Annotated in this window: 25 protein-coding genes; 15 read left to right on the plus strand and 10 right to left on the minus strand. The window is 65.1% G+C overall.

The features are described 5' to 3' along the window. The 3 genes from VGC56_RS05660 to VGC56_RS05670 are packed head-to-tail and all read left to right on the plus strand — an operon-like array spanning window position 1 to window position 3105. On the plus strand, window positions 1-1416 hold the full coding sequence (locus tag VGC56_RS05660; RefSeq protein ID WP_464123817.1) for a phytoene desaturase family protein: 1416 nt from the start codon (window positions 1-3) through the stop codon (window positions 1414-1416). Continuing rightward, window positions 1416-2321 carry an acyl-CoA thioesterase gene (locus tag VGC56_RS05665; protein WP_464123819.1) on the plus strand — a complete coding sequence of 302 codons (906 nt, stop codon included), beginning with the start codon at window positions 1416-1418 and terminating at the stop codon, window positions 2319-2321. Before VGC56_RS05660 ends, VGC56_RS05665 begins: the two co-directional genes overlap by 1 nt. Continuing rightward, on the plus strand, window positions 2305-3105 hold the full coding sequence (locus VGC56_RS05670; RefSeq protein WP_464123820.1) for an SDR family oxidoreductase: 801 nt from the start codon (window positions 2305-2307) through the stop codon (window positions 3103-3105). The genes VGC56_RS05665 and VGC56_RS05670 overlap by 17 nt, the downstream gene beginning before the upstream one ends. A 1-nt stretch (window position 3106) precedes the next feature. On the opposite strand, the gene VGC56_RS05675 is transcribed toward VGC56_RS05670, so the two are convergent. Then, window positions 3107-3871, minus strand: a complete 765-nt coding sequence (locus VGC56_RS05675; RefSeq protein WP_464123821.1) for an SDR family oxidoreductase — start codon at window positions 3869-3871, stop codon at window positions 3107-3109. An 817-nt stretch (window positions 3872-4688) separates the two neighbouring features. After that, window positions 4689-5042, minus strand: a complete 354-nt coding sequence (locus tag VGC56_RS05680; protein WP_464123822.1) for a cupin domain-containing protein — start codon at window positions 5040-5042, stop codon at window positions 4689-4691. Between the two features lie 1067 nt (window positions 5043-6109). On the opposite strand from VGC56_RS05680, the gene VGC56_RS05685 reads away from it, so the two are divergent. The 3 genes from VGC56_RS05685 to VGC56_RS05695 all read left to right on the plus strand — a co-directional run bounded on the left by VGC56_RS05685 (window position 6110) and on the right by VGC56_RS05695 (window position 7201). Further along, on the plus strand, window positions 6110-6352 hold the full coding sequence (locus tag VGC56_RS05685; protein ID WP_464123823.1) for a hypothetical protein: 243 nt from the start codon (window positions 6110-6112) through the stop codon (window positions 6350-6352). An 83-nt stretch (window positions 6353-6435) separates the two neighbouring features. Then, complete coding sequence (locus VGC56_RS05690; protein WP_464123825.1) at window positions 6436-6864, plus strand: hypothetical protein; 429 nt, start codon at window positions 6436-6438, stop codon at window positions 6862-6864. 130 nt (window positions 6865-6994) lie between these two features. Then, entirely contained in the window at window positions 6995-7201 is a 207-nt protein-coding gene (locus VGC56_RS05695) for a hypothetical protein (protein ID WP_464123826.1), read from the plus strand. Between the two features lie 1459 nt (window positions 7202-8660). On the opposite strand, the gene VGC56_RS05700 is transcribed toward VGC56_RS05695, so the two are convergent. The 3 genes from VGC56_RS05700 to VGC56_RS05710 form a co-directional block, all read right to left on the minus strand. Then, window positions 8661-8873 carry a hypothetical protein gene (locus VGC56_RS05700; RefSeq protein WP_464123828.1) on the minus strand — a complete coding sequence of 71 codons (213 nt, stop codon included), beginning with the start codon at window positions 8871-8873 and terminating at the stop codon, window positions 8661-8663. A 479-nt stretch (window positions 8874-9352) separates the two neighbouring features. Further along, window positions 9353-10234, minus strand: coding sequence for a hypothetical protein (locus VGC56_RS05705; protein WP_464123829.1), 882 nt, complete (start codon window positions 10232-10234; stop codon window positions 9353-9355). Window positions 10235-10359: 125 nt separating this feature from the next. Continuing rightward, window positions 10360-10995, minus strand: a complete 636-nt coding sequence (locus VGC56_RS05710) for a hypothetical protein (RefSeq protein ID WP_464123830.1) — start codon at window positions 10993-10995, stop codon at window positions 10360-10362. On the opposite strand from VGC56_RS05710, the gene VGC56_RS05715 reads away from it, so the two are divergent. Further along, window positions 10994-11599, plus strand: coding sequence for a hypothetical protein (locus tag VGC56_RS05715; RefSeq protein WP_464123832.1), 606 nt, complete (start codon window positions 10994-10996; stop codon window positions 11597-11599). The genes VGC56_RS05710 and VGC56_RS05715 overlap by 2 nt on opposite strands. A gap of 104 nt (window positions 11600-11703) precedes the next feature. Further along, window positions 11704-12147, plus strand: a complete 444-nt coding sequence (locus VGC56_RS05720; protein ID WP_464123834.1) for a HEAT repeat domain-containing protein — start codon at window positions 11704-11706, stop codon at window positions 12145-12147. A gap of 870 nt (window positions 12148-13017) precedes the next feature. On the opposite strand, the gene VGC56_RS05725 is transcribed toward VGC56_RS05720, so the two are convergent. Beyond that, a complete protein-coding gene (locus VGC56_RS05725) occupies window positions 13018-14346 on the minus strand; it encodes a S41 family peptidase (protein ID WP_464123835.1) in 1329 nt (442 codons plus the stop codon). Between the two features lie 302 nt (window positions 14347-14648). Here VGC56_RS05725 and VGC56_RS05730 point away from each other — a divergent pair, with 302 nt between their 5' ends. From VGC56_RS05730 to egtD, 4 genes are read left to right on the plus strand one after another with little or no spacing between them, the layout of a single operon-like run. Then, window positions 14649-14852 carry a twin transmembrane helix small protein gene (locus VGC56_RS05730; protein WP_464123837.1) on the plus strand — a complete coding sequence of 68 codons (204 nt, stop codon included), beginning with the start codon at window positions 14649-14651 and terminating at the stop codon, window positions 14850-14852. A gap of 1 nt (window position 14853) precedes the next feature. Continuing rightward, entirely contained in the window at window positions 14854-15432 is a 579-nt protein-coding gene (locus tag VGC56_RS05735; protein WP_464123927.1) for a cob(I)yrinic acid a,c-diamide adenosyltransferase, read from the plus strand. Between the two features lie 56 nt (window positions 15433-15488). Then, entirely contained in the window at window positions 15489-16736 is a 1248-nt protein-coding gene (gene egtB, locus VGC56_RS05740) for an ergothioneine biosynthesis protein EgtB (protein WP_464123839.1), read from the plus strand. Next, on the plus strand, window positions 16736-17698 hold the full coding sequence (egtD, locus tag VGC56_RS05745) for an L-histidine N(alpha)-methyltransferase (protein ID WP_464123840.1): 963 nt from the start codon (window positions 16736-16738) through the stop codon (window positions 17696-17698). Before egtB ends, egtD begins: the two co-directional genes overlap by 1 nt. A 6-nt stretch (window positions 17699-17704) precedes the next feature. Here egtD and queG read toward each other — a convergent pair whose 3' ends face one another. Continuing rightward, on the minus strand, window positions 17705-18763 hold the full coding sequence (queG, locus tag VGC56_RS05750) for a tRNA epoxyqueuosine(34) reductase QueG (protein ID WP_464123842.1): 1059 nt from the start codon (window positions 18761-18763) through the stop codon (window positions 17705-17707). Between the two features lie 38 nt (window positions 18764-18801). On the opposite strand from queG, the gene VGC56_RS05755 reads away from it, so the two are divergent. The 3 genes from VGC56_RS05755 to VGC56_RS05765 are packed head-to-tail and all read left to right on the plus strand — an operon-like array spanning window position 18802 to window position 21511. Then, window positions 18802-19743, plus strand: coding sequence for an ABC transporter ATP-binding protein (locus tag VGC56_RS05755; protein ID WP_464123844.1), 942 nt, complete (start codon window positions 18802-18804; stop codon window positions 19741-19743). Then, on the plus strand, window positions 19740-20960 hold the full coding sequence (locus tag VGC56_RS05760) for an ABC transporter permease (protein WP_464123845.1): 1221 nt from the start codon (window positions 19740-19742) through the stop codon (window positions 20958-20960). The genes VGC56_RS05755 and VGC56_RS05760 overlap by 4 nt, the downstream gene beginning before the upstream one ends. A 32-nt stretch (window positions 20961-20992) precedes the next feature. Then, entirely contained in the window at window positions 20993-21511 is a 519-nt protein-coding gene (locus tag VGC56_RS05765) for a phosphoribosyltransferase (RefSeq protein ID WP_464123847.1), read from the plus strand. 50 nt (window positions 21512-21561) lie between these two features. Here the strand turns inward: VGC56_RS05765 and VGC56_RS05770 are convergent, their stop codons facing one another. The 3 genes from VGC56_RS05770 to recF form a co-directional block, all read right to left on the minus strand. Further along, window positions 21562-22446: an SPFH domain-containing protein gene (locus VGC56_RS05770; RefSeq protein ID WP_464123849.1), complete on the minus strand. Its 885-nt coding sequence runs from the start codon at window positions 22444-22446 to the stop codon at window positions 21562-21564. Then, entirely contained in the window at window positions 22439-22672 is a 234-nt protein-coding gene (locus VGC56_RS05775) for a hypothetical protein (protein ID WP_464123851.1), read from the minus strand. Before VGC56_RS05775 ends, VGC56_RS05770 begins: the two co-directional genes overlap by 8 nt. 198 nt (window positions 22673-22870) lie before the next feature. Then, window positions 22871-23932 (minus strand): DNA replication/repair protein RecF, encoded by a 1062-nt coding sequence (gene recF / locus VGC56_RS05780; RefSeq protein WP_464123852.1) that lies wholly within the window; start codon window positions 23930-23932, stop codon window positions 22871-22873. Between the last annotated feature and the right edge of the window lie 33 nt (window positions 23933-23965).

Raw genomic sequence — 23965 nt, forward strand, 5'->3', positions numbered from 1 at the left:
ATGACCGCTTACGACGTCGCAATCATTGGGGCCGGAATCACGGGACTGTCGGCGGCGGCATTGCTCGCCACGGAGGGCAAGAAGGTCATCGTCCTCGAGCGGCGCCCGGACGTAGGCGGGCGCCTCGCCGAGGTGACCGTCGATGGTTACACGCTTCAGTGGGGCGGGCACATCTTGGAGGACACAGGGTCGGGCCTCGGCAAGGTTTTCGAGGCCGTCGGTCTCACGTTCGAGGACACCGGGATCCGCAATGATGCTTGTCCGGTGTTCTACGATGGCCGATGGAATGACATCCGGGACTATTACAAGGACGACAAGGAAGAATACCGGCGCATCGTCAGCGAGATCGTCGCGACTCCATGGGAGGAGCTCGACAAGCTAGACGACGTGCCGCTTCGCACGTGGCTGGAGCAGCGCACCAGCGCGAAGGGCATCATTGACTTCATGGAATCTCTCGCGAAGATCGAAAGCATGGGCGGCGACCACTGGTGGGACATCAGCGCGAGCGATTTCTTGTTCACCCGTAAGCTTCATTATGGCGAGCGCCGTGTAGCGGGCTATTCGGTCTGGCCAAAAGGCGGGTTCGTCAAGATGTGCCGCGACCTGCGGGGAGTCGTCGAGCGGCATGGGGGTGTCGTCGAAACGGGGGTCAGAGTCTCGTCTGTCGATATTCAGGACGGAAAGGTGAAGGGAGTCACCCTGGGTCGAGGCGCGCTGCCGCTCGCCGAAGAGGGCGAAGTCGAGACTCAATCGCAATACGACGCTGACATGGCCACCATAGCGGCTGAACATGTCATCTGCACACTTCCTGTATGGGATGCCCTTCGGGTCCTCCCCGAGGCCCAGATTCCAAAGTGGTACGTCGACCAAATCAATGAAAGCGCAAAGCTCGAGAACCGGACTTTCTGGTTCGGATTCTATGCTGCGCTCGAGGCGCCCGTTTTCACCCAGTCTCCCCTTGAGCTGACGGGATGGGTCAAGGGCCCTCACACGGGATTGGATGGCTGGTCCTTTCTGCCGTCGGCCCTGGACTCGACCGTCGCACCTCCGGGCAAGCATCTGCTTTGCTGTGGCATTGTCACAGACCCGATGAAGTCACAGGACAAGGACTGGATGCGGCAAAAGTTCGATCAGCTGGACGCCGAGATGGATACATTTTTTCCTGATTTGAAGGACAAGGTGATTTGGAAGAAGCGGCACAAGGTGCTGACGTACAACACGTGGCAGAGGCCGGGCCTGGTTGGGATCTACCGCCCGTCCAACAAGGTGCCAGCCGTTGAGGGATTGTGGGTGGCCGGCGACACCTATCGTAGCCGCATGATAGGCATCGACCGCTCCGCCCGTTCCGCTATCACCGTCGCCGAAGGCGTGCTCGGCAAACGGCTGCCGATTTTTCAGGATACGTGGCGGTACTAATGCCGAAACCGCGGCATGACCTGTCCAGCCTTTTTCAATTCGAAGAGGTCGCAAGCGATCGGTTCGAGACCAAGACTCCGCATGTACAGAGTCTCAGGCTGTACGGCGGGCAGCTCCTGGCGCAGGGTCTGGCCGCGCTGCAGCGGACGGTGCCGGAGACGCGGCCGGTGCACAGCCTCCACGCCTACTTTGTGCGCGGGGCGCAGCCGAATGCACCACTCGAATATCGCGTCTGGCGGGATAGGGACGGCCGAAGCTTCTCAGCCCGTCGGCTGGAGGCCATCCAATGCGGCGAAATGATGCTGAGCATGGCCGCATCATTCCACGACCGGGAAGCGGGCCCGATGCTTCAGCTGCCGATGCCGGAGGTTCCGCCTCCAGAGGAACTCGATTCCATCGATCTTATTGTGGACCCTCTCGTGTCACGATTTCCGGTTCATGTCAGACCGTTTTGGGAAGCTGACATCGGCATCGAGTATCGGTTCGTCGAGCCGTTCACGCCCCTACGTGCGGCCCCCAGTGATCCTCGACGCCACTTCTGGATGCGCGCCGCAGATCCCATCGACGCGGCCGAGCAAAGCCCGATTCACGCAGCGCTGTTCGCGTACGCGTCCGACATGCACATCTTGGATACGGGCCTGCTCCCGCTTGGGTTTGGCTGGGGCGAGCCGACGCTGGGAGATGCAAGCCTGGATCATTCCATCTGGTTTCATGGGCAATTTCGGATGGACGAGTGGCTGCTTTACGCCCTCGATAGCCCCGGCGGATCTTCGAACCGATTTCTCGGCCGCGGCCAAGTATTCACGCGCGACGGCCGGATGGTAGCCTCCGTTGCGCAGGAAGGGCTGATCCGAATTCCGCCGAGCGCGGGGATGGGGAGTGGGCAGAATGCTGTTTCGGGATGACCTACTCTGCGGGCGCGTAGCGCTCGTGACTGGTGGCGGCAGCGGCATCGGGCTGCAGCTGGCGCGCGGAATTGGCAAGGTCGGCGCCCGCGTTATCATAGCGGCGCGGAACGAAGGAAGGCTTAGGTCGGCCGTGGAGTTGCTGAAGGGCGAAGGTATCGACGCCTCTTACGAGCTTCTCGACATTCGGGACGACGTTCTGGTCGATACCGTGGTGGCCCGCATCGTCGACAAGCACGCGGGGCTCGATATTCTCGTTAATAATGCGGGTGGGCAGTTTCCATCCAAGGCCGAGAGCATTTCTCCGCGGGGCTGGCGTTCGGTAATAGACGTTTGCCTCAATGGTACCTTTTACATGTGCCGAGCCGTCGGTCAGCACATGATCGATCGCGAGGCCGGAGGCAAAATTCTCAATATATCCGCAAGCTGCATTGAGCGCGGATCGCCGGGGATAGCCCACTCCGGCGCTGCCCGCGCTGCAGTTTCACACCTTACGCAGACCCTGGCGCGGGAGTGGGCGCAATTTGGTATTCAGGTAAATGCATTAGGTCCCCAATATCTCTCCGAAGGCGCTGCTGACAATCTTGGTGGCGCAGTGGCCGACTTCATCCCCTCTGTTACACCGGCAGGGCGCTGGGCGACGGACGAGGAACTGCAAAATTGGGGCGCAGCGTTGGTCAGTCCGCTCTACGATTATGTAACCGGAACGACCCTCTACCTTGATGGCGGGAATTGGCTGGGAGAGGGGATCGTCTACCGCGGCAGTTCAGTCTGCCCGGAGTGACCTAGCGCGTGGCGATGAGACCACCGTCAAGGAGGATCTGAGCCCCGCTGATGTAAGATGCGTGCTCGGAGGCAAGAAACACGCACAAGCCGCTGATATCGCCAGCGGTCCCGAAGCGACCGAGTGGAATTCGGCCTTCAAACTCCTCGGTCTTAGCCTCATCCCCGCGGATATGTGCGGTCATCTTCGTCGGGAAGAAACCAGGGATGATGGTGTTCACGGCAATATGGCGGTTGCCAAGCTCCGCGGCAAGTTCGCGGCTGAGGTGATGGAGGGCGGCCTTGCTCGACGAGTAGCTGTAGGCGTTGAGCCCGGTCGTTGAGACCCCGGCGATCGAGCCGATGTTGATCACCCGAGCCGGGTCAGCGGAGCGTCCGGCGGCCGCCAGCTGCGGGAGCAGACGCTGCACCGTGGCGAACGGGACACGGATATTTAAGTCCATCACTCCGGCCCACGCTCGATCCGGAAATTCGTCAAGTGGGGCACCCCAGGTAGCGCCGGCATTGTTCACCAAAATGTGCAGTGAGTCCGACATCTTGGCGACTTCCTGTTGCAGGCGGTCGATCGCGCCTTCCGCACGGAGATCGGTTTCAATGGCGTGACAGGTGCCCAGCGAAGACAGCTGGTGCCGAGCTTCATCCACACCCTTTCGGCCGGTGACGATCACCTCCCCGCCGGCGCGGAGAAGCCCCTCCGCAATCATCCTACCCAAGCCGTTCACGCCGCCTGTTACCAAGGCGGTCTTGCCTTCTAAACTGATTTGCACGGCGGCCTTCCAATGTTATCAACCAACCGTTAGATAGCCAGTTCGAGCCGCTGCGGCAATCAACTTCCGGCACCGAGACCTCGACTCAGGCGCCGAAACCCGGCCAATATAGGAGGCAGCCGATGGAGCATCCGGACCCGAGCAATCCGGCACCAGGTGATGAGACGCGTTCGGGCCCCGGGGGCCTGGGGGAGAATGTTTGTCCAAGATGCGAAGGAAAGGGCATGGTGGCCGGCGAAACGTGCCAATATTGCTCCGGCCACGGCATCGTCCTCGAGGGCATTGCGGGCGCCTGAGGCTCGAGCTCCGCCACCCGTCCAACACCGCGGCGTCGATTGAATCACACGCCGTGGGCATTTGGCGATCGCTGCGGGCACCGAGCGTCTGCTCTTGCGGAGCTCAACGGGTTTGGTGAGCGCCCGCTTCTGGCGCAAAGAAGACACCGTCGACCGTCCAGAGCGTCATTCGCAGGGTACCTACCGAACGCCCGTTGGCGATACCCCAAAAGTACCCCTGATCGTGCTGGATGCCGTGCGCGTCACTGATGCATAGTGCAACGTTCGACCCCTGGGCTCGCCATCACCTCGAGGCGGCTGCGGACCGCTTGGGCCTACCATGCGATGCCCAGGGACGGAATCGAACGACGTGCTGCGTGACGCTTTTCTGCAGCTCGTTCCGTAACCGTCACGGAAATGTACCCCCGAAAGTACCCCTTTTTGGCTGGTCTCTAGTGGGACGCGATGAGCCGCGGCTGCCGTGCGGCGATCTGCAGAAATTCGCAGTAAGGAACCCACAGCCGGCGCCAGGGTGCCTCGTTTCAGGCGTGCTTCAGTTCGACCGCGATTATCCTCAGTTCGCGATCACCGACATTTTCAACCCAATGCGGAGGAAGCGGCGCAGACCACAAGGCGTCGCCCGCGGCGGGACGGCTGTCCGATGCGCGGCAATCGACGAGCACCTTGCCGTCCGCATCCCGCCTCACGAAGTCGCTCCAGCTCATCACGTAGAGTGAACTTGGGCACCCGTGAGCGTGCACGGGCGTGCGTTCGCCGGGACCCAGCCGAGTATCGAGGACGCGGACCTGGTCGTTCTCCAGGAGGACATGATGATGGTCTGGTGCCGCGACCATCGCGACCAATGGGTCGGCCTCCTGCGCAAGATTCGCGGTCATTCGGTCCCTCCGGCGGTGACGGCTCAAGGGAACTTAGCACAGCGATGAGGCGTGGTCCTGCACGTCCGCTTCCGACCCATTGCGGACATTCGTCCTCGCCCGGTTGCAGGTCTAGCATGCGCCCATTGCATACGGTCAGCGGGAACGCCCGCCTACGACCCATTGCGGACGTTGCGGTTTCTCCGGGCCAGTCGCAAAGGGTGAGTCGTGAAAGCCCCGTCTCGGCAGTGGAACACCGTTCACACGGTGCATGACTTCTAACAACCCCTGACGGGTGTAGCCGATCTCGAAGGGGCGCCAGATGCCTACAGTCGCATCTGCGATGAGGAAACGGACGAGTGGAGCAACCATTATTGGCTCAGCCTCATCACTGAGGACGACATGCGGTTTGTCACGGAAGGCCGTGCTAGATGGTGCCGTTGGAAAGATGCATTCGACGCAGGAGCCTGGAGGCCGGCCGACGATCATCCTGTGCTCGCTGCGGACAGAAGAGCATGATCGTGCTCTCCAGCGACTGCAGCAGTTGCTGAAGGTGAACCCATCGAGAGCAGTGCGCAGACTTGGTGAGTTCAAGGGCGGTTTCGGCCCGCACGGCGTATCGAAAGTTCGTTGGCAACGGGTCGGGTGAATGTCCCCTTTCTACCTCTAGCTGGCGTTCAGCGATTATTAGGGTGGCAAGCGGATACTGCTCTAATGCGGGAGCTCATCAACAACCGCCGAGTTGGCCTGAAAGCGTTCCTGCTGTGGCTGGCTCTCCCGTTCTTGCTTGCAGCCGCAGCCAAGGGTGCCTTCGGGCTGAGCTTCTGGGCTCTTACGCGGTCGCCTTGATAGCCCTCATCGTCAACGGAATCGTCGCCGAATATGCGGACCATTGGTGAGCGGAAGAGATGTCCGCTATCCACCCGTGCCGCGCATTGGCGGTACTCCAGCCAAGCGACAGCTTCGCGCGACTAACCCTCGCTCAGGTCCTTGGCGGGGCCGCGCAACAGCGGACATTCGCGCGTCAGCGCCCAGCGCCCGCTTCCCCTTGTCTAGGCGACGGTCCTGCTTGCTCCTACGGTGACTCCATGTTGGTCGCTTACTGGATTGAGTGCACGGATGCTCCTGGAGTCGGCATAACAGCTGCGTCCGAAGCCGATGCCCTGGCTTTGCTTGAGGAAGCTTTCGGAAGCGAGCGGCAGCCCCGGCACGTCGCTCCTGTCGAAAACGCAACCGACCTGGACGAGGACCACGTGCTTCCGAACATGGGAAACTGGCTCAAGCGCGGCATCTGGTATCCTCTTGGATACGAGCATCTAGCCAAGTTCTAAAGATGGTGGCCACGTCAGCTGACACCGCGGCGGCTCGGGCAGCCTGAGCGTTTGGCAGAGGTGAAAAGCATATATTAGGCATCATGTGGTCTGTTTCGGGGATGCGCACCCACCTGGAGTTCCGATCAACCGAGTTCCCGCCGATGCCGGGGGAAGAGGGTCAGATCAATGCCGGCCGTTACGGCAGGCGATTGGCGAATCTCCTTTCGCAGGAGCTTCCGCAGCAGGGGTTCGAGGTGACTGCGGTGACTCCCGAAGACTGGGGTTGGCGTATCGACATAGAGAGCGAAACTTTCCCGCTTTGGATCGGCTGCGGCAACTACGAGGAGTATGAGGACGGCTTCCTCTGTTTCATTGAGCCGTCGCGGCCGTGGATCAGACGGCGGCTGATGCGAGTGAGCACGACCACCACTGTCGAGCGGCTTGCGAGGGCAATTGACAGCATCTTGGCCGGGAGCGGGAAAGCTGATCACATGCGTTGGTGGACGGAGGCCGAAGCGCTGCGGGGCTAATTTGCCGCAACGCGTGCCAATCACCCGAGTGGAAGGGATCCGAACAGTGGCGCCTGCCCTCGTAATCACCGTCGCATTCAGCTTCGTCCTTGGGGCGAGTAGCGCGCTTAGCGAGCAACGAGCTGGGCGAGTGCTCAACAAGGCGAGCGCCACCGGGTTGCTTCTTTACGCCGTGGTCTTGCCAGTCGCCCTGGGCCTTTCCCTTATTCTAATTGCCGTCGTGGGGACCCTCCTCGGAATCGACGTCCGCCTGAACCTCAAACCGGTCCTCGCCAGCTACGTCGCAGGACTTGTGCTCCTGCATTGGCTCGATCGGTGGCGCCGCTCTCGCCGCTGAGGGAATCGCAAGGGAATCTGTAGCGTCCGTTTTCCTGGCGGCTCCCGGGCGGCAGTACGGCGGCGGCTGGGCGTCTTTGGTGGTGAGAATGTCCGCTTACGATCCATTGCGGACGTTGGGGGCGCGTCATGCGGACGTTCGCCTACTTTTCCATGTGGGGGGCTATGCCGTCGAGGATAGCTTGTGTCGCCTCGCAAAGGGGCCCTGTCAGGCCGCCGTCGAGAAGCGACAGAGAGGGCCGACGCTTGGCGTCAGTGACAAGACGGACGAGTCCAACCACATGGAAACGGGCCCCGAAGCCGCCGTGAAAGTACCAGGCAATCACTCTGTCACCGACGACATAGGCGCGGACGAACTGACGGTGGGGCAGCAGGACCGCTAACCAGCCGTTCGGAGGTTGGGCGCTTGTCGCGCTGCCCACCCATAGCGGGCGCTCAGCATGGTCCTATCTGCGCGATGCGGGATGGCAGCTATAGGTTGGAGCGGACATTCGGGCGATCACCGCGCATCGCGGCTCGATGACCATACCATTGCGATCGGGACTGCCGACACCATGGCAAAGAGTATGAGTGGGGCGAACCAGTCCATCTCCCCAAAGAACAGTCGCTTGCCCCAACGGACCGCCGATAAAGGGCTCACGACCACGAAGCCGAGCATAAGAGACCAAAGAAAGTCGCGGCGTATCTGCTGCCCCGGCCGATCTCTAGCAAGGGCGGCTCGCGCGAACATGATCGGAGCCACCGCTCCAAAAAAAAAGGTGAATGCGTCCGTTGCCAGAGCTGGCTGGATGCTCCCCACCGTGAAAGGGCCAACAGTGCGGAAAAGAGACCGGAGCCGACAAGGAGAGTGCACAGGACCCTCACCGAGCCACCGGAGCAAAAAGCCTTTGTCATTTCGGTCTTAGACCAGTAGCCTCGAATGTCCGCAATGGGTGGAAAGCTGACATTCGCCTTCCCGACGGCGCGGCCTCACCTCGTTGGCACGGGACAGGTGGTTAGGTCGTTTGCAAACCCACTAAGGTCTCCACGGACCGGCAAGGATTAGCCAGACGGCGGCTCCTGCCAGCAGGAGTGCCGCAATGGCCACTGCCAAGAGGAAGCCGCCGAATGTGAGGGGCGTGCCTTCGTAGCTCACTGGCGATCCTATACCTTGAAAATGGGCTACCACGGTCGCAGTTTTTCGGTCTCCTTGAGCAGTTGGATGATCTGGGGCCGCGAATGATAAGCCCGGTACAGCGCTTGGCCGTCAGTCGAGAGGCTCGCGCACCGAAATTGGATTCGCAGTCTCGCTGCTAAGGCCGGGCCGCGACGAGGATCGCGGCGGATCTCATTGCAGGTTGTCCGGCGCTCAATGAAGGTTGCCACGGCTTGCGGGGCGCTCTCGATGCGCTCTCTGAGAACATCCCACGCCTCGTCTGTCATACCGGGCGGCTGTGCTGCCGCCAAAAGCATTGCCAGTATCACTCCGGGTTCTCGACCGGCTTACGGGTCAGTGTGCAGATGCCGATACACAGCATCAGTGCCCCTAGGGCTCCGGCGATAGCGGGCCACACGAGCGAGAAGCTGGTCCCGAAGCTGAAATAAGCGCGGCTCGCGAGCACCACCGCCAATTCGGGCAGTATGAGCAGTATCCCGGCGACCACCATCCCGGCCCCCAGGTAGCGGCGCGTCACTCCGGCTTCTCCACGGGCTTATGCTTCACGAGCTTCCCACCGCTCCCCTTACTCCAGCATCCTCGCACGGGCTGCGAATGTCCGCAATGGGTGGAAAGCGGACATTGCGAAATGCACTCAGAAGATGGAAGTTGCGGACGTGATAAGCGTCGTACGCACCGACACCGGCCTCAGCTTTCCCGATTTTTGAGGAAGGTTCACAGCTGCGCGACCTGGTGCACAGCATAGCCACCGCACTCCGAACCTCTCCGCGCCAGCCGACCGGATCGCCCCTTGAAGCCCTTATAGAGTTTGACGGCTATCCGCAGCAGTTCGCACTTGGTGGGATGGCTTTACGTGTGAGCTCGGCTGCTCCAGCGCCGGCGGCGTAGACCTCGATGCGGTGTTGGAGCGCCTTCACTCCAGCGGCTTGTTCGGAACAGCCTAATCACCGAATGTCCGCAATGGGTGGAAAGCGTTCGTTCGCAGGTCCTGCACCGTCACCGTGGCTGGGTTGCTTTTCCGGGTTTCGCGCCGAAATATGTGGTCGGTGCCGCGCACGCGGTAAACCGGAAGCCGAACTGCGCAAGCCGGCGATCGGCCTCGGAGGGGTCGATCGACGGCTTCCCGTCCTCAATTACGATGCCCAGTCGGCGCAACTGCTTGGTATTTAAAAACAAAAATGCGCGTTGCGCATCTTTGCGGGTGCCGCAACCGGAGACCGGGATAGCCTTTTCATCCACGGAAGACATACCCGTCACCACCAGCGAGTCGACTCCGACGCGACGATAGAGCGCGTTCTGGCGATTGACGCTCCTGTCGAATCTCTTCAGCTCGTTTTCCCGCCAGCGGACGGGGTCGGGGACGCTGCGCAACACTGCCGGGTCGCGGAGCGCCTTGTCCAGCCATTCGGCGGTCTCCGGCCGGTCCTTCGCGGAATATCCGCCATGGAAGAGAAGCAACGCGCCGGGCGTGACCCTTCGCGTGCGAAGCGCGGCGAAGAAGTAGTTGGCGCAGGACGACATGCAATAATCGACGACGGTCACTTCCGCGTCGAGCCGCTGGAGCTTCTCGGCAAGGTCCATCGCGGCATCCGCATCCCCGCCGATGGAGCGAACCACAAGCCTTGGTCGGCCCCGTGGCTTTGCCGGCCTATCGGCCCACGCGTTCGCCTGTTTCAACGTCGAAGGGAAAATCTCACCATCGAAGCAGATTGTCCGCGGCGAGAGGATTTTGATGAGGGCAGACCGCTTCGCGGACGGTTGGGAATGGCCCTGGATCCATTCCCGACACTGCTTCAGCTCCGCATCCTCGCCCGTACGGGCCTCGGGACGGGAAACCGCGAGACCGATGCCGAGCAAGAGCGCAAAAACACGAGCCATTACAGATATGTCTCAGTCAGCTGATGCATGTCGCGATCACCACCGTAGTGGCGGCGCCGAACGTCGGCAATCGGTCGTAAGTGGACCCTCCAGCGGTAAGTCCGCGATGGGTGGGAAACGGACGCTCAGTGGCGGCGGCTCACATAGCGCTTGGGCCTTGAGACATGGTTGTTTGCCGGGCGGCACGTCACACCATAAGCTTCGGAATAGGTACGGCCGAAGCACCTTACTAGCCCATCGACCGCTTCGAAATTCGGCGGCCATCCGATGTGCAGCGGCCTGCCCTCAGGATCGTGCGGATTGAAATCAACCGGTCGGGGCGTACGCGCGAGAGCCTCTCTTGCTGCAAGTAGCGCCCGACGGTCCCGTCGAAGAAACGCGATGGTCGCGTCCACGTACGCGTTCCAGCCGAAGGCGTCGTCGAGTCCCTTCCTCGACCGTTCGAACAAGAGGATCGCCTCGGCGGTTTGTCCCCCTTCGGCTCGAAGCTGTCCTTCGTGCCAGAAGAGGATGCCGTCGCTCACGCCATGGGCGGCTCGATAGTCGCGGATGAGGTCGGCGGCGAAAACTTCGCACCCGGGTCGGGCCGCTAGCTCCCGCCAACCTCCACGCAGATTTTGGTCGAACTCGCGTTGGCTCAGCATGAGCAACTGCGCGCGATCGGTCTGACATCGGCCTACGCCAGCAGGGTAGGATCGGCTGTTTGGTGTTGTCGCAGCACCCACCTGAGCCGCTAGAAAAGCGATCAAAATGATGTTCATGGGCGAGATCATCGCACGCCCCCTCAACCTCCGCAATCGGTCCGAAGGCAGCACCGGCCAAGGACTCAAATGGGTCGATAGCGGACATTGCCACCGCGGGCGCCGCTCATTTATATTGGCCGGCATGCGCTTCGAGTTTTCGCTATTGGCATCTGCGGCCCTTCTCATGGGTGGGCAAATGCGAGCGCAGGCCGCGCCGCCGCCGGCTCCCCCCGCCTACGTCGAGGATGTACGAGCACTCGTTACCGGACCCATGAACACCGAGAGCGTTGCCCGCCTCGCCCCGTACATCGCCGACGACGTGCGCTGGTACGACAACGGGAAGCTTCTCGCGGCTGGAAAGACTGAGTGGCTGCGCGTCCAGTCATCCGCGAAAGTCTCTCCCGGGCGAGTTATCGGCTTCAGTGAGGGATGGCAGGACGGAGGTAACCTGCTCGTCGTCGACGAGTACGACACCGTGGACAGGTCGGACCTGCCGCCGAACTTCCTCGCGGACCCCCGCATGGTAACCCGCGCGACGCTCTATCAATTCGGTTCCGACCGCAGGGTCCATGTCATCCGAACACTCGTCGGTGGTAGTTTATGGATAAAGCCTCGCCCCTGAAGCCGAGGTCTCGCCCAAGACGCAGTACACTGCTGCGTGGGGATGGCTGCTTCCAACGACCGCCATGGGTGGAAAGCGGACATTCCGGTGTTAGGCTGCCGTCTATGACCGAGCGATACGAGCCACCCTCCTATTTTCTGAAGATGCTCCTCGACGATGATGCGCCGCTCACCCGTGATGAACACGGTGACGCCAACCTCCATCGCCTCATCGGCATGACCAGTGACGCACATCCGGCGAACCGCGATTGGGCTACGCTCTTGCTGGCTCAGCAGGACATAGACACGCAGGAAGTAAGGGAGGCGCTGCTTCGCGCCGCTCAGGACGAAAACGAGTTTGTGCGGGCTGAAGCGATCCTAGGCTTGGCTCAGCGCGACAAGGCGTTGGCGCTGCCGTTCTTGCAAAGAGAACTCTCCAGCGAGTCTGTTCCGTTGCCGCTCTTCGAGGCCGCGTCCATCGTCGCGGACCCATTGCTAGCTGCCGACCTGCGAGCGTTCACCGAACCCTCGGTGACGACTTCTTGGACGGTCTTGCGTTCGAGGCCCTGAAGGCATGTGAAGGAGCAGCGAGAAGCTAATGTCTGCGATGGGTCGATAGCCCGCATTCGCCAACGTCCCCTTCGGGTGGAAAGCGGCCTTGTACCCCCCGGCGCCTGTTTAGCACAAAAGTGCCGATTATGTCGTTTACAAACCCACCAGCACCGTCGGTTAGACGCTGATCACGATGAGGTCCGGTGGCAGAACCAGCTTGCGGTAGAGGCATCGTCGCTGTCTTCGTGAGAGCGGGCCCGCGACCAGGATCATACTGTCCCCATAAGCGCCACCGATGTGACACTCTTCGAGCACCCGCGTTACATTTTCGCGATTGAACGGAAGCTTCGAACTCGCGCTCCCGTGGGCGGAAACCGGTCCTACGATGGCAGCGGTGAACAAGAGACACAGAAGCGCCCGCGTCACTCCGGTTTCTCAACCGGCTTATGCTTCACCAGCTTCCCCACGTGCTCGCCTCCTGCCGCAGCCTCGCACTCTAAGCGAGCGTCCGCAATGGGTCGAAAGCGGACGCTCCCGCGGAAGGTCCGCAATGGGTGGTTAGCGGACATTGGCTGCCGTGTTCCCGGCGGCAGAGACTGGCCGCTAGCTCCCGGTCCGGTTTCGGCTGGCGGCGATGCGATAGCTGCCGGTCCCGGAGGTTACCCGAATGGCGGCTTACGCCCCACAATCGGTCATTCAGAGCGTGCTGCCGAGCGCCCGACTTCCGCCTTGTTCGCTCTGACACTCGCTGAGCGATCAGACGGTCCGGATCATACAACGCAACAGCTCAAGCGAGCGAAAGCCCGCAACAGCGGTACCTGGAGGAAAGGGCGTCGCATCGCATCCTGTGGAGCCGGCGTGCTGCACCAAGTCGACAGATCGGCGCAGCTAAGGCGACACCTTGTCAGGGCCGATGAGGCCGATGAGCTTGCCGGCCGGGTCGAGGTCGATCGCGACGAGCAAGGTGTGATCGGGGTAGACGAGCGTGAACTCGTCGAAGCCGAAGCCGTCGGGGCGTCGAAAGTGGATGGCCTGCGGATCGCCGAGCGCCTGCAGGCGGCGGTGCGCGGCCGCAAGCGCCGCCCGGCCCGGCTCCCCGGCGTCCGCTGACAACAAAGTGTAATCGGGCTCAGGCGCGGCCCGGCCGGCGAGGAGGCGGCGCAGCATCGGCTCCGAGCCGCTGAGCGGCACGGTGCGCGGCGTGAAGACCGAGACGGGGGATGCCGCTTCGATCGTAGCGGCGGCGGGCGATTGGCCGAGACGGCGCAGCGCCGTCGCCAGCGCATCCGCGTCGGGCACCTGGAGATCGGGCTGCACCCCCCGTCCCTCCCAGTTGGATCCGGTAACGGGGCTCTCCGCGCGACCTGTCGGGATGAACGCCATGACACCGTGTCCGATCGGAAAGCTCTGCCCCGGGTTCGCGCCGCCACCGGTCGTCTCGCCGACGAGGGTGCCAAGCTTCAGCGTCTGAATGTCGTAGGCGAGTTCCTCGCCGCCCGAAAAGGTGTGGCCGCCGATGAGAACATAAACGGGCAGGCCGGCGAAGCTGACCGGGGTCCGCTCGCTGAAGAAGGGCTTGCGCGTGAGGTCTCTCGTCCCCGCCTTGCGCCAGACGATCCTGTTGATTTCGATCCGCTTGCCCGCAGGCACGAAATGGCTGACCAGGTAGCTCACCGACGCCGGATCGCCGCCGTGGTTGCCGCGCATGTCGAGTATCACGGCGCGACTGCCTTTCAGTCCCGCCATGGCGCGGTCGAGCGCCGGTTTGAACGCCCTTGGATTGGCGAAGCCGGCGATCTCCAGATAGGCGATCCCGCCCGAAAGCCTGCCTACGCGGACGATTCCGGCCTCGTCGCCCGGGATCGACGCGACGCTCAGGGCCGGCCGGTTCGTCTCACCGAACACCCCGAGATGGTTGTCGTGGAGGACGCCGCGCAGGTCGTCGGTCAGCCGACGGGCGAAGGACGGCAGGTCGGTGAACCGATCATAGGCGCCCGAGCCGGCGGCGGCGGTGATCGCGGCGGCACCCTTCTCGCCGGCATCCGGGTATATGTATCGGCTGCGCAGCTCGGTCGACAATTGCCCCACGATCGCGGCGCGGGCTGCTGGGTCGAGCGGGGCCGACGACGCGCTCGGCACCGAGGTTTGCGCAAGCGTCGGCGCGGCAGCAGCGGCAAAGAGCAGGGATGCTGGCAACGTGGCGAGTCGAAAACGCATTGAGTCATCCTCAGCAAGAGCGGCGGACTTGTGTATCTACCTCTCCTGTACCGGTGTCACTCCCGAGGCACGACGAGGGTTTCGTCACGGGCTCCGTGATCGAACGTCCGCTATGGGCCGTAAGCGGACATTCTCGGGCCGCGCGGAGGGAGCGTTGCGGCCTCCCGCCGCGGCATCAGGCCTAGTCCCATGACGATTGCCGCCGAACCCTGCTCCGCCCCCCCGTCCGGGCTCGATCCCGCTGCCTCGACACAGGCAAAGTGCCGGGTGGATATTCCGCGGCGAATTCCTAGATAGGGCGCATGACGATCCTCCTTGTTCTCCTCCTCATCGCCGCCATGGGCGCCACGGGCTTCGTGCTGGTCAAGGGCGTGATCGGCATGGCGCAGCAGAAGGACATTACCGGCGAGCGCTCGCAGAATCTGATGCGCCAGCGCGTGCTGTTCCAGGCGGTGGCGATCGTCATCGTCATGCTGATCCTGCTCCTCGCCAGCGGAAGGCACTGAGCTGGTCCGGCTCACTAAAATCTACACCCGCACCGGCGACGGCGGCGACACCGGCCTCGCCGACGGCTCGCGCATCGCCAAGGATCACGGGCGGGCCCACGCGATGGGCGATGTCGACGAGGCGAACAGCGCCATCGGCATCGCCCTCCTCCACGTGACGGACGAGGGGCACCGCGCGACGCTGCGGCGCATCCAGAACGAGATGTTCGACCTCGGGGCCGACCTCGCCACGCCTGGGGACGATTTCGCGCCGAGCGAAATGACGCTGCGCATCGTCCAGCCGCAGATCGACCGGCTCGAGCGCGAGATCGACGCCATGAACGCCGGTCTGTCGCCGCTCCGCAGCTTCATCCTGCCGGGCGGCGGCGCAGGTGCGGCCCATCTTCACCTCGCCCGCACCATCGTCCGCCGCGCCGAGCGCTCCGCCGTCGCCGCGGGACGCGCCGTGCCGCTCAATCCGCTGGCCTTGGCCTATCTCAACCGGCTGTCCGACCATCTGTTCGTGCTCGCCCGGCTGGTGGCGGCCGCGGAGGGCGGCGATATCCTGTGGGAACCCGGGGCGTCGCGGAGCGCTGACTGACCCAGGTTACGGATGTAGAATGATCGCGGGGAGGATTGGTGGCGACGCAGGCGAGAATGCCCCGCAGCGACGAGGTGGCGGAACGGTTCGCGGCGGTGCGGGCGCTGAGCCTCGCGCTTGCCGAGCCGCTCTCCGACGCGGACGCGACGCTGCAGCCGTGTCCGGACGCGTCGCCTGCCAAATGGCACCTCGCCCACACGACCTGGTTCTTCGAGACGTTCGTGCTGCGCGACCATGTGCCGGGGCACCGGCCCTATGAGGAGAGCTGGGCCTACCTCTTCAACTCCTATTATGAAGGCGAGGGCGCCCGGCATCCGCGGGCCATGCGCGGCATGCTCAGCCGGCCGAGCCTCGACGAGATCCGCATTTGGCGCGCTTATGTCGACGAGGCGGTGGCGCGGGCGCTGCCGGCGCTGAACGCGGACGCGCACCGCATCCTCGAGCTAGGCCTCCAGCACGAGCAGCAGCACCAGGAGCTGATGCTCACCGACATGCTCGCCGCCATGGCCGAGAACCCGCTCCGCCCGGCGCTCTGGCCGCGCGTCGGCACCGCCGCGCCGCGGGCGGCGCCGCCGCTTGGGGGTACGCAGCGGCCGGGCGGGCTGTATGAGATTGGGGACCCGGGTGCCGGGTTTGCCTTCGACTGCGAGCGGCCGCGCCACGCGGTGTTCCTGCCGCCGCACGAACTCGCCGACCGCCCCGTCACCAACGGCGAGTGGCTCCGCTTCATCGACGCGGGCGGATACGAGACGCCGAGCCTGTGGCTGGCCGACGGCTGGGACTGGGTGAAGCGCGAGGGGGTCGCGGCGCCGCTTTACTGGGAGCGGGACGGCGACGGCTGGCGGCGCTTCGGGCTGGACGGGCTCCAGCCGGTCGACGCCGCCGAGCCGGTCTGCCACGTCAGCTATTACGAGGCCGAGGCCTTCGCCCGCTGGGCCGGCGCCCGGCTGCCGACCGAGGCGGAATGGGAAGCGGCGGCGGGTCCCGCCGATCCGGCGTCCGGAAACCAGCTCGATGCGGCGGGTCCCGTCCGTCCGCGGGCGGCTTCCGACGGTCGGGGCTTGCGGCAATTGTTCGGCGACGTCTGGGAATGGACCGGCAGCGCCTACCTTCCCTATCCTGGTTTCACACCGGAGCCGGGTACGGTCGGCGAGTATAACGGCAAGTTCATGGTCAACCAGATGGTGCTGCGTGGCGGGTCCTGCGCGACTCCCCGCGGGCACCTCCGCGCGAGCTATCGCAACTTCTTCTACCCCCACCAGCGCTGGCAGTTTTGCGGCGTCCGCCTGGCCCGCGACGTCTGATGGACGCGCCGCGCCGGCTCCGGCCAGATCCCGCTTTTCGCGAGGATGTCCTGGCGGGCCTCGCCGCCCCCATCAAGGCGATCCCCGCCCGCTGGTTCTACGATCGCCGCGGCTCGGAGCTGTTCGAGGAGATCACCCGGCTTCCCGAATATTATCCAACCCGTACCGAGACGGCTTTGCTCGAGCGCCACTGCCCAGAGGTTGCCGAGATGGTCGGCGCGGGGCGGGCGGTGGTCGAGTTCGGCTCGGGCTCCTCCGCCAAGACGCCGATCCTGCTGCGTGCCGTCGCACCCTCTGCCTACGTACCGATCGACATCAGCGGCGACTTCCTGCGCGAATCGGCGCGGCTCCTGGGCGCCGACTTCCCCGCGCTGCCGGTGCTGCCGGTGGAGGCCGATTTCACGCGGCCGATCGTCCTCCCCGCGGCGGTGTCGGCGGCGCCGAAGCTCGGTTTCTTCCCCGGCTCGACCATCGGCAACCTGGTGCCGCGCACCGGCGTCGACCTGCTGCGCGCGATGAAGGACACGCTGGGCGAGGGCTCCTACCTCCTCATCGGCATGGACCGGATCAAGGACCCGGCCATCCTCGTCCGCGCCTATGACGACGCCGCCGGCGTCACGGCCGCGTTCAACCTCAATCTCCTCCACCGCATCAATCGCGAGCTGGACGGCGACATCCCCGTCGAAGCCTTCCGCCACCGCGCGATCTGGAACGACGACAAGGCGCGGATCGAGATGCACCTCGAGGCCCTGCGCGCCGTCCGCTTCGGCGTGGACGGCCGCGCTTTCACCATGGCGGCGGGGGAGACAATCCACACCGAGAACAGCCACAAATATGGCGACCGCGATTCCCGCCTCCTGCTGCGGGCGGCGGGGTGGGGCGTGGTGGCGCAGTGGACGGACTCCGACGACCAGTTCGCCATCGTTCTGGCGGAAGCGGAAGCGCCGCGGTTCGCGCCGTAAGGCGCTTCAGACGCGGGACAGCTGTGTCACCGCCCACTGCGCGGCTTCCGCGACGACCGGGTCCTCGTCCATCGTCAGCCGCTCCAGCACCGGCAGCAACTCCGCGCGGCCGCTATTGGCGGCGGCGATGGCGGCGTTCCGCACCATGCGATTGCGGCCGATGCGCTTGATCGGCGAGCCGGCGAAGACCTGGCGGAAGCTCGCGTCGTCGAGATCGAGCAGGTCCGCCAGCGCCGGCGCGGCGAGTTCGGCGCGGGGCAGGAAGGCGCGATGGCGGCGGGCGGTGTCGGCGAAGCGGTTCCAGGGGCAGACGGCGAGGCAATCGTCGCAGCCGTAGATACGGTTGCCGATCGCGGCGCGGAATTCCTCCGGGATCGGCCCCTTATGCTCGATGGTGAGGTAGGAGATGCAGCGCCGCGCATCGAGCCGGAACGGGGCCGGGAAGGCGTTGGTCGGGCAGGCGTCGAGGCAGGCGGTGCAGCTGCCGCAATGGATGCGGTGCCCTTCCTCCGCCGGCTCCAGCTCCAATTCCAGCGTCGTGTAGATGGCGCCGAGGAACAGCCAGCTGCCGTCCTGGCGGCTGACGAGGTTGGTGTGCTTGCCCTGCCAGCCGAGGCCGGCGGCGGCGGCGAGCGGCTTTTCCATCACCGGCGCGGTGTCGACGAACACCTTGAGTTCGCACCCCGCCTCCTCGACCAGCCAGCGGGCGAGCGCCTTCAGCGCCTTTTTGACGACGTCGTGATAGTCGCCGCCCTGCGCGTAGACCGAGATGCGGCCGAGCTCCGGCGCCTCCGCCAGCGCCAGCGGATCGGCGGCGGGCGCGTAGCTCATGCCGAGCGCGACGACGGAGCGCACCTCCGGCCACAGCCCCTGCGGCGAGGCGCGACGCTCGGCGGTCTCGGCCATCCACAGCATGTCGCCGTGCGCGCCTTCCTCCAGCCACTGGCGGAGGCGCTCCCCGCTTTGCGGCGCAGCATCGGCGCGGGCGACGCCGAATGCGCAGAAGCCGAGCTCGCGGGCCTTCGCCTCGAGCCGGTCGCGCAGTCTTGCCTTGCCGTCCGCCATGGCGCCCCGCTACCACACGCTTGGGGAAAGGGGGACCTGTGTCCAACGGCTTAGCCATCGAAGCGCGGGGGCTGTTCAAGGCCTTCGACGGAAAGACCGCAGTCGACGGGATCGACCTCAGCGTGCCCGAAGGCACGATCTACGGCATTCTCGGCCCCAACGGCGCGGGGAAGACGACGACGCTGCGCATGTTGCTCGGCATCATCGACCCGGACCGGGGCGAGCGGCGGCTGCTCGGCCATGCCGAGCCGCTCGAGGCGGCGGCCGAGGTCGGCTATCTGCCCGAGGAGCGCGGCCTCTATCCCTCGATGAAGACGCGCGAGGCGATCGCCTTCATGGGCGCGCTGCGCGGCCTGCCGCTCGCCGTCGGGCGCGTCCGCGCCGAGGGCATGCTCAGGGACAACGGCCTCGGCGACTATGTCGACAAGCCGGTCAAGAGCCTGTCGAAGGGCATGGCGCAGACCGTGCAATTGTTCGGCACCATCATCCACCGTCCCAAGCTGATCGTGCTCGACGAGCCTTTCTCCGGCCTGGACGCTATCAATCAGGGACGGTTGGAAGCGATGATCCGCGAGGAAGCCGCGGGCGGCGCGACGATCATCTTCTCCACCCACGTCATCGCCCATGCCGAGCGGCTGTGCGAGCGCATCGCGATCATCGCGGGCGGCCGCGTTCGCTTCGAGGGGCAGGTCGACGAGGCGCGCGGGCGGCTGCGCCCGCAGGTACGGCTGAGAACGCGCACCGATGAAGGCGGATGGCGCAAAGCGCTGCCGCCCAGCGCCCGCAAGGACGAGGGTGTCTGGCGCTTCGAGCTGCCCCACGAGGGTATCGAGCCGCTGCTGCGCGCCCTCATCGACGGCGGCGCGGGCATCGAGGATCTTTCGATCGAGCGACCGGGGCTGCACGAGGCCTTCGTCGCCATCGCAGGAGCCGAGGCCGCCAGCCAGATGAACGTGCCCAGCCTCGGAGAAGCGGCATGATGAGCACTTTCCAGGCGGCCTGGGTGATCGGCCGCCGCGATTTTACCGCGACCGTCATGTCGCGTGCCTTCGTTCTCTTTCTCCTGTTCCCGGTGCTGATCATCGCGCTCTCCGTCGGCTTCAGCGCGGCGACGATCAAAATGCGCAAGCAGGAGGACAGGGCGCACGTCGCGGTCATCGCATCCGCGGCCGAGTTCGCCCCGATCGGAGCCGCCCGCGCCCGCCTCGCGCCAGGCTTCGGCGACGACTTCATCGAGCTGACCCGTTTCGACCGCGATTACGATCAGGCCGACCAGACCAAACGCCTGCTGGCGGCGACCGACAAGAAGCTAGTCGCCGTGCTCGCCGGCGGCCTCGCCCACCCGCGCGTCACCGGCCCGTTCGACAAGAACGCGCGCGTCCCCCGCCAGATCGGGGCGATCCTGACGGACGCGCAGCGCCAGGCCGCGCTCGAGGCCACCCATGCCGCGCCCCCACCCGCCCGGGTGGACCTCGTCAGGGTCGACGAATCGGCGGGCGCACTCGCTTTCGAGCGGCGGCAGACGGGCCAGATCGGCCAGTGGCTGCTGTTCATGGTGACGGTGATGCTGGCGGGCATGCTGCTATCCAATTTCATCGAGGAGAAATCGAACAAGGTGATCGAAGTGCTCGCCTCCGCGATCCCGATCGACGCCGTCTTCTTCGGCAAGCTTGCGGCGATGCTCACGGTCTCCCTGTGCGGCCTTGCGGTCTGGGTCTCCGCCGCCGCGGTCGGCGCGCACTTCTGGGCGACGGGAGACCTGACCCTCCCCACGCCGGCGCTTGGGTGGCCGGTCTTCCTCCTCTTCTGCTTCCTCTATTTCGCGATGAACTATCTGCTGCTCGGGGGCCTGTTCCTCGGCATCGGCTCGCAAGCCTCGTCGGTGCGCGAGGTGCAGTCCATCTCGATGCCGGTGACGATCGGCCAGATCGTCATCTTCTTCGTCGCGACCTTGGCCGGAGGCGATTTCAACGGGCCGCTCGGCATCGGCGCCGCCTTGTTCCCGCTGAGCTCGCCGATGATGATGATCTCGCGCGCGGCGCAGACGCCGGAAATCTGGCCGCACCTGGCAGCGCTGGCCTGGCAGGCGCTCTGGGTGTGGATCGTGGTGCGGCTCGGCGGAGCGCTGTTCCGGCGAAACGTGCTCAAATCCGGCGGCAGCCCGGCGAAGGCGTTCGGCCCCCGCCGCGCGCGCTAGATTGTCGGGCGAGGGGCCGGTAAGCGGGGCGGATGCAGCCTGACTTAGCCTATATCAGCCACGAACGCTTCCTCGCCGACCTCGAAGCCGTCGCGCAGCGGATCGAGGCCGACGACTGGCGGCCGGACTTTCTGGTCGGCATCGGCCGCGGCGGATTGGTCCCCGCCGCCTATCTCTCGCACCGCACGGGAATCGCGATGCTGTCAGTCGATCATAGCTCGGGCGAGCCGGGGTTTGCCGACGAGCTCCTCGCCAAGCTCGCGGCGAAGATGCGGGGCGGCATGAACCTTCTCATCGTCGACGACATCAACGACAGCGGCACCACCATCGCCTTCCTGCGCGAGGCGATCGCGGCCTATGGCGGCATCGCCGACCGGCTGCGCATCGCGGTGCTGATCACCAACGTCCGCTCGCGCGCCAAGGTGGATTACTGGTCGGAGGCGATCGACCGGGCCGAGGACAAACGCTGGTTCGTCTTCCCCTGGGAAGCGGTGGCCCCGCGCGAGGCGCTGGTCGAGGCGGCGAACGAAGTGCCGGAGCGGCTGAGATAGCAGGGGGCGACTGCTCCCCCTCCCTGGACGGGAAGGGGAGCCTGGCGCGTCTATTCCTTGTTGACGATGAACGGCAGCTGCCCGCCGCCGGCCATATAGGTCGGGAGCTTGCCGTCCCACTTCTCGATCGTCCGCTGGCGCAGGATCTCCCGGTTGGCGCGCAGCGCCTCGCCTTCGATGTGGGAGGCCTTGGCCTTGCCTTCCGCCTCGGCGATCGCCGCGTCGGCATTGGCGCGGACGGTGGCGACATTGGCCTGGGCGGCGAGCGCCGCCTGCTCGTTGGCGATCTTGGTGTTGATCTGGGTCAGCACCTGCTGCGGCACGCGGATGTTCGACGCCCAGTAGAGCTGCTCGACATGAAGGCCGAACGGCTCGAAGTAACGGGAGACGTCCTTCCAAACGGCGGTGATCAGCTCGCCCTTCTTCGGACCGTATATCTCCTCGACGCCGAGCTTCGCCGCTTCCTCGACCAGCGCGCTCCTGACCGCATTGCGCAGCGGCCCGGCGACGATGCCGGCCATGTCGGTGCGGTATTTCTGGAACAGGATCGGCGCCTTCACCGGATCGACCCGGTAGGCGACCGAAACGTCGGCCGAGAGGTTGAGGCCGTTCCTGTCCTGGAAGTTGAACGCCTCGTCATTGGCGCTCTGCTCGGCCGCGCTGGCGGTCCAGGCGTAGGTGGAGGTGTAGACCGGATACTCATAGATGTTGCTGCCGACGGGCGTAAAATACCAGCCGACGCCGAGCGCGCGGTCGGAGACGCCGGCGGCGCTGCCGAAATTGGTGACGCGGATGCCGACATGGCCGGGCTCGACGCGGCTGCACGAGGTCATCGGTACGAGCGCGGCGAGCGGGATCAGCGCCAGCGGCGACAGGCGGAGAAGGCGCCGGCGGATGAGGGCGGCGCGGTTGGTGTCGAAATCGAAATCAGTCATTGTTCCCACTCCTGAGGAGAAGGTTGAGTTCACGGGCGAGGCCGGCGGCGGCGAGGAATCCTCCGGCGAGCGCGACGATGGCCACCAGAGCGGCGGCCGCATCGGCGGCGTCGCGGTGGAGGTTGAACAAGGTCGGCACGACGTAGAGGAAGCAGGCCGACTCGCCGATGGCGAGCGCGCCGCATCGGAGCCCGAAGCTCACGAGCCACAGATCGAACGATTTCATGGGGTTACTTAGTCCCTGACTCCCAAGAGCGGGGAGCCGCAGCGCATCGGATGGTGCGCCGCAGCAAAGAATAGTCCTGGCACGATTCAGTTGCAAGCAAGATCGGAAATAGTAGAGGTGCAGCAGAGTAGCTGCTGCTGCTCCTGCTGCTACCTGGAGTCTATTGGGTGCAAGCTTGCGATACAAAGTATCTTGCGCTCATGCTGCGGTAAGGGCACCTGCCTCGACATGCCAGCGGCTGGCACGGGCGGGGAGTTCCGCAAACAGGGCCGGCTCCGTTCCCGTCATCCACACCTGGCCGCCGGCGTCGTGCAGCCGCTCGAACAAGGCGGCGCGGCGGCGCGGGTCGAGATGGGCGGCGACCTCGTCGAGCAGCAGGATCGGGCGTCGCCCGGCCCGCTCGGCGACGAGATCGGCATGAGCAAGGATCACGGCCAGGAGCAGCGCCTTCTGCTCCCCCGTCGAGCACAGGCCGGCAGGCTGGCCCTTGCCGAGATGGATGACGGCAAGGTCGGTGCGGTGCGGCCCGATCAACGTCCGCCCCGTGGCCGCATCGCGCGCCCGCCCGCGGCGCAGACCCCCCGCCAACTCTTCGTCGCCACCCTCCAGCGCTAGACCCGCACGAGCGAATGGCCCCTCCGGCGCCGCCTCCAGCCGCTCGGCGAGCGCGCCGACCGCGGCTGTCCGCGCCTCGGCCAAGGCACCGCCATGCTCCGCCATCCGTGCCTCGAGCGCGCCGAGCCATGCCTCATCCGGCGGCCCCGCCTCGCCGAGCAGCTTGTTGCGCGCCCGCATCGCCGCTTCGTAGCGGGCGGCATGGACGGCATGGTCCGGCCGCAGCGCGAGGACGAGGCGATCGAGGAACCGCCGCCTTCCGCTCGCTCCTTCCTGGAACAATCGGTCCATCGCCGGCGTCAGCCACAGCACGGAAAGCCATTCGCCGAGCGACGTCGCAGAGGCCGCCGCGCCGTTGATCCGCACCTGCCGCCGCTCCGGCGCCGAAGCCACTGTGCCGGTGCCGATCTCGACGTCCTCGAGCCGCGCCGCCACCGCAAAGCCCCCGGAGCCCTCGGTTCGCGGCATCTCGCCCAGGCTCGCGCCCCGCAGCCCGCGGCCAGGGGAGAGCAGCGACACCGCCTCCAGCACGTTGGTCTTGCCCGCGCCGTTTTCCCCGGTGAGGACGACGAGCCCGGGGCCCGGCGCTACAACGGCGTCGGCATAGGAGCGAAAGTCGGCAAGGCTGAGGCGGGTGACGGCCATCGCCGCGTCCTAGCTCCAAACCCCGGTGACGGC

The organism is Allosphingosinicella sp., from assembly GCF_036403745.1.
Lineage (GTDB): Bacteria > Pseudomonadota > Alphaproteobacteria > Sphingomonadales > Sphingomonadaceae > Allosphingosinicella.

Excerpts from the sequence above, each read along its gene's own strand:
- VGC56_RS05730 (WP_464123837.1), top strand. The coding sequence starts at position 14,649 with ATGACGATCCTCCTTGTTCTCCTCCTCATCGCCGCCATGGGCGCCACG.
- VGC56_RS05705 (WP_464123829.1), bottom strand. The coding sequence starts at position 10,234 with ATGGCTCGTGTTTTTGCGCTCTTGCTCGGCATCGGTCTCGCGGTTTCC.
- VGC56_RS05665 (WP_464123819.1), top strand. The coding sequence starts at position 1,416 with ATGCCGAAACCGCGGCATGACCTGTCCAGCCTTTTTCAATTCGAAGAG.
- egtD (WP_464123840.1), top strand. The coding sequence starts at position 16,736 with ATGGACGCGCCGCGCCGGCTCCGGCCAGATCCCGCTTTTCGCGAGGAT.
- VGC56_RS05725 (WP_464123835.1), bottom strand. The coding sequence starts at position 14,346 with ATGCGTTTTCGACTCGCCACGTTGCCAGCATCCCTGCTCTTTGCCGCT.
- egtB (WP_464123839.1), top strand. The coding sequence starts at position 15,489 with ATGCCCCGCAGCGACGAGGTGGCGGAACGGTTCGCGGCGGTGCGGGCG.
- VGC56_RS05760 (WP_464123845.1), top strand. The coding sequence starts at position 19,740 with ATGATGAGCACTTTCCAGGCGGCCTGGGTGATCGGCCGCCGCGATTTT.
- VGC56_RS05690 (WP_464123825.1), top strand. The coding sequence starts at position 6,436 with ATGTGGTCTGTTTCGGGGATGCGCACCCACCTGGAGTTCCGATCAACC.
- recF (WP_464123852.1), bottom strand. The coding sequence starts at position 23,932 with ATGGCCGTCACCCGCCTCAGCCTTGCCGACTTTCGCTCCTATGCCGAC.
- VGC56_RS05770 (WP_464123849.1), bottom strand. The coding sequence starts at position 22,446 with ATGACTGATTTCGATTTCGACACCAACCGCGCCGCCCTCATCCGCCGG.
- VGC56_RS05685 (WP_464123823.1), top strand. The coding sequence starts at position 6,110 with ATGTTGGTCGCTTACTGGATTGAGTGCACGGATGCTCCTGGAGTCGGC.
- VGC56_RS05715 (WP_464123832.1), top strand. The coding sequence starts at position 10,994 with ATGGGCGAGATCATCGCACGCCCCCTCAACCTCCGCAATCGGTCCGAA.
- VGC56_RS05775 (WP_464123851.1), bottom strand. The coding sequence starts at position 22,672 with ATGAAATCGTTCGATCTGTGGCTCGTGAGCTTCGGGCTCCGATGCGGC.
- VGC56_RS05710 (WP_464123830.1), bottom strand. The coding sequence starts at position 10,995 with ATGAACATCATTTTGATCGCTTTTCTAGCGGCTCAGGTGGGTGCTGCG.
- VGC56_RS05720 (WP_464123834.1), top strand. The coding sequence starts at position 11,704 with ATGACCGAGCGATACGAGCCACCCTCCTATTTTCTGAAGATGCTCCTC.
- VGC56_RS05670 (WP_464123820.1), top strand. The coding sequence starts at position 2,305 with ATGCTGTTTCGGGATGACCTACTCTGCGGGCGCGTAGCGCTCGTGACT.
- VGC56_RS05765 (WP_464123847.1), top strand. The coding sequence starts at position 20,993 with ATGCAGCCTGACTTAGCCTATATCAGCCACGAACGCTTCCTCGCCGAC.
- VGC56_RS05680 (WP_464123822.1), bottom strand. The coding sequence starts at position 5,042 with ATGACCGCGAATCTTGCGCAGGAGGCCGACCCATTGGTCGCGATGGTC.
- queG (WP_464123842.1), bottom strand. The coding sequence starts at position 18,763 with ATGGCGGACGGCAAGGCAAGACTGCGCGACCGGCTCGAGGCGAAGGCC.
- VGC56_RS05660 (WP_464123817.1), top strand. The coding sequence starts at position 1 with ATGACCGCTTACGACGTCGCAATCATTGGGGCCGGAATCACGGGACTG.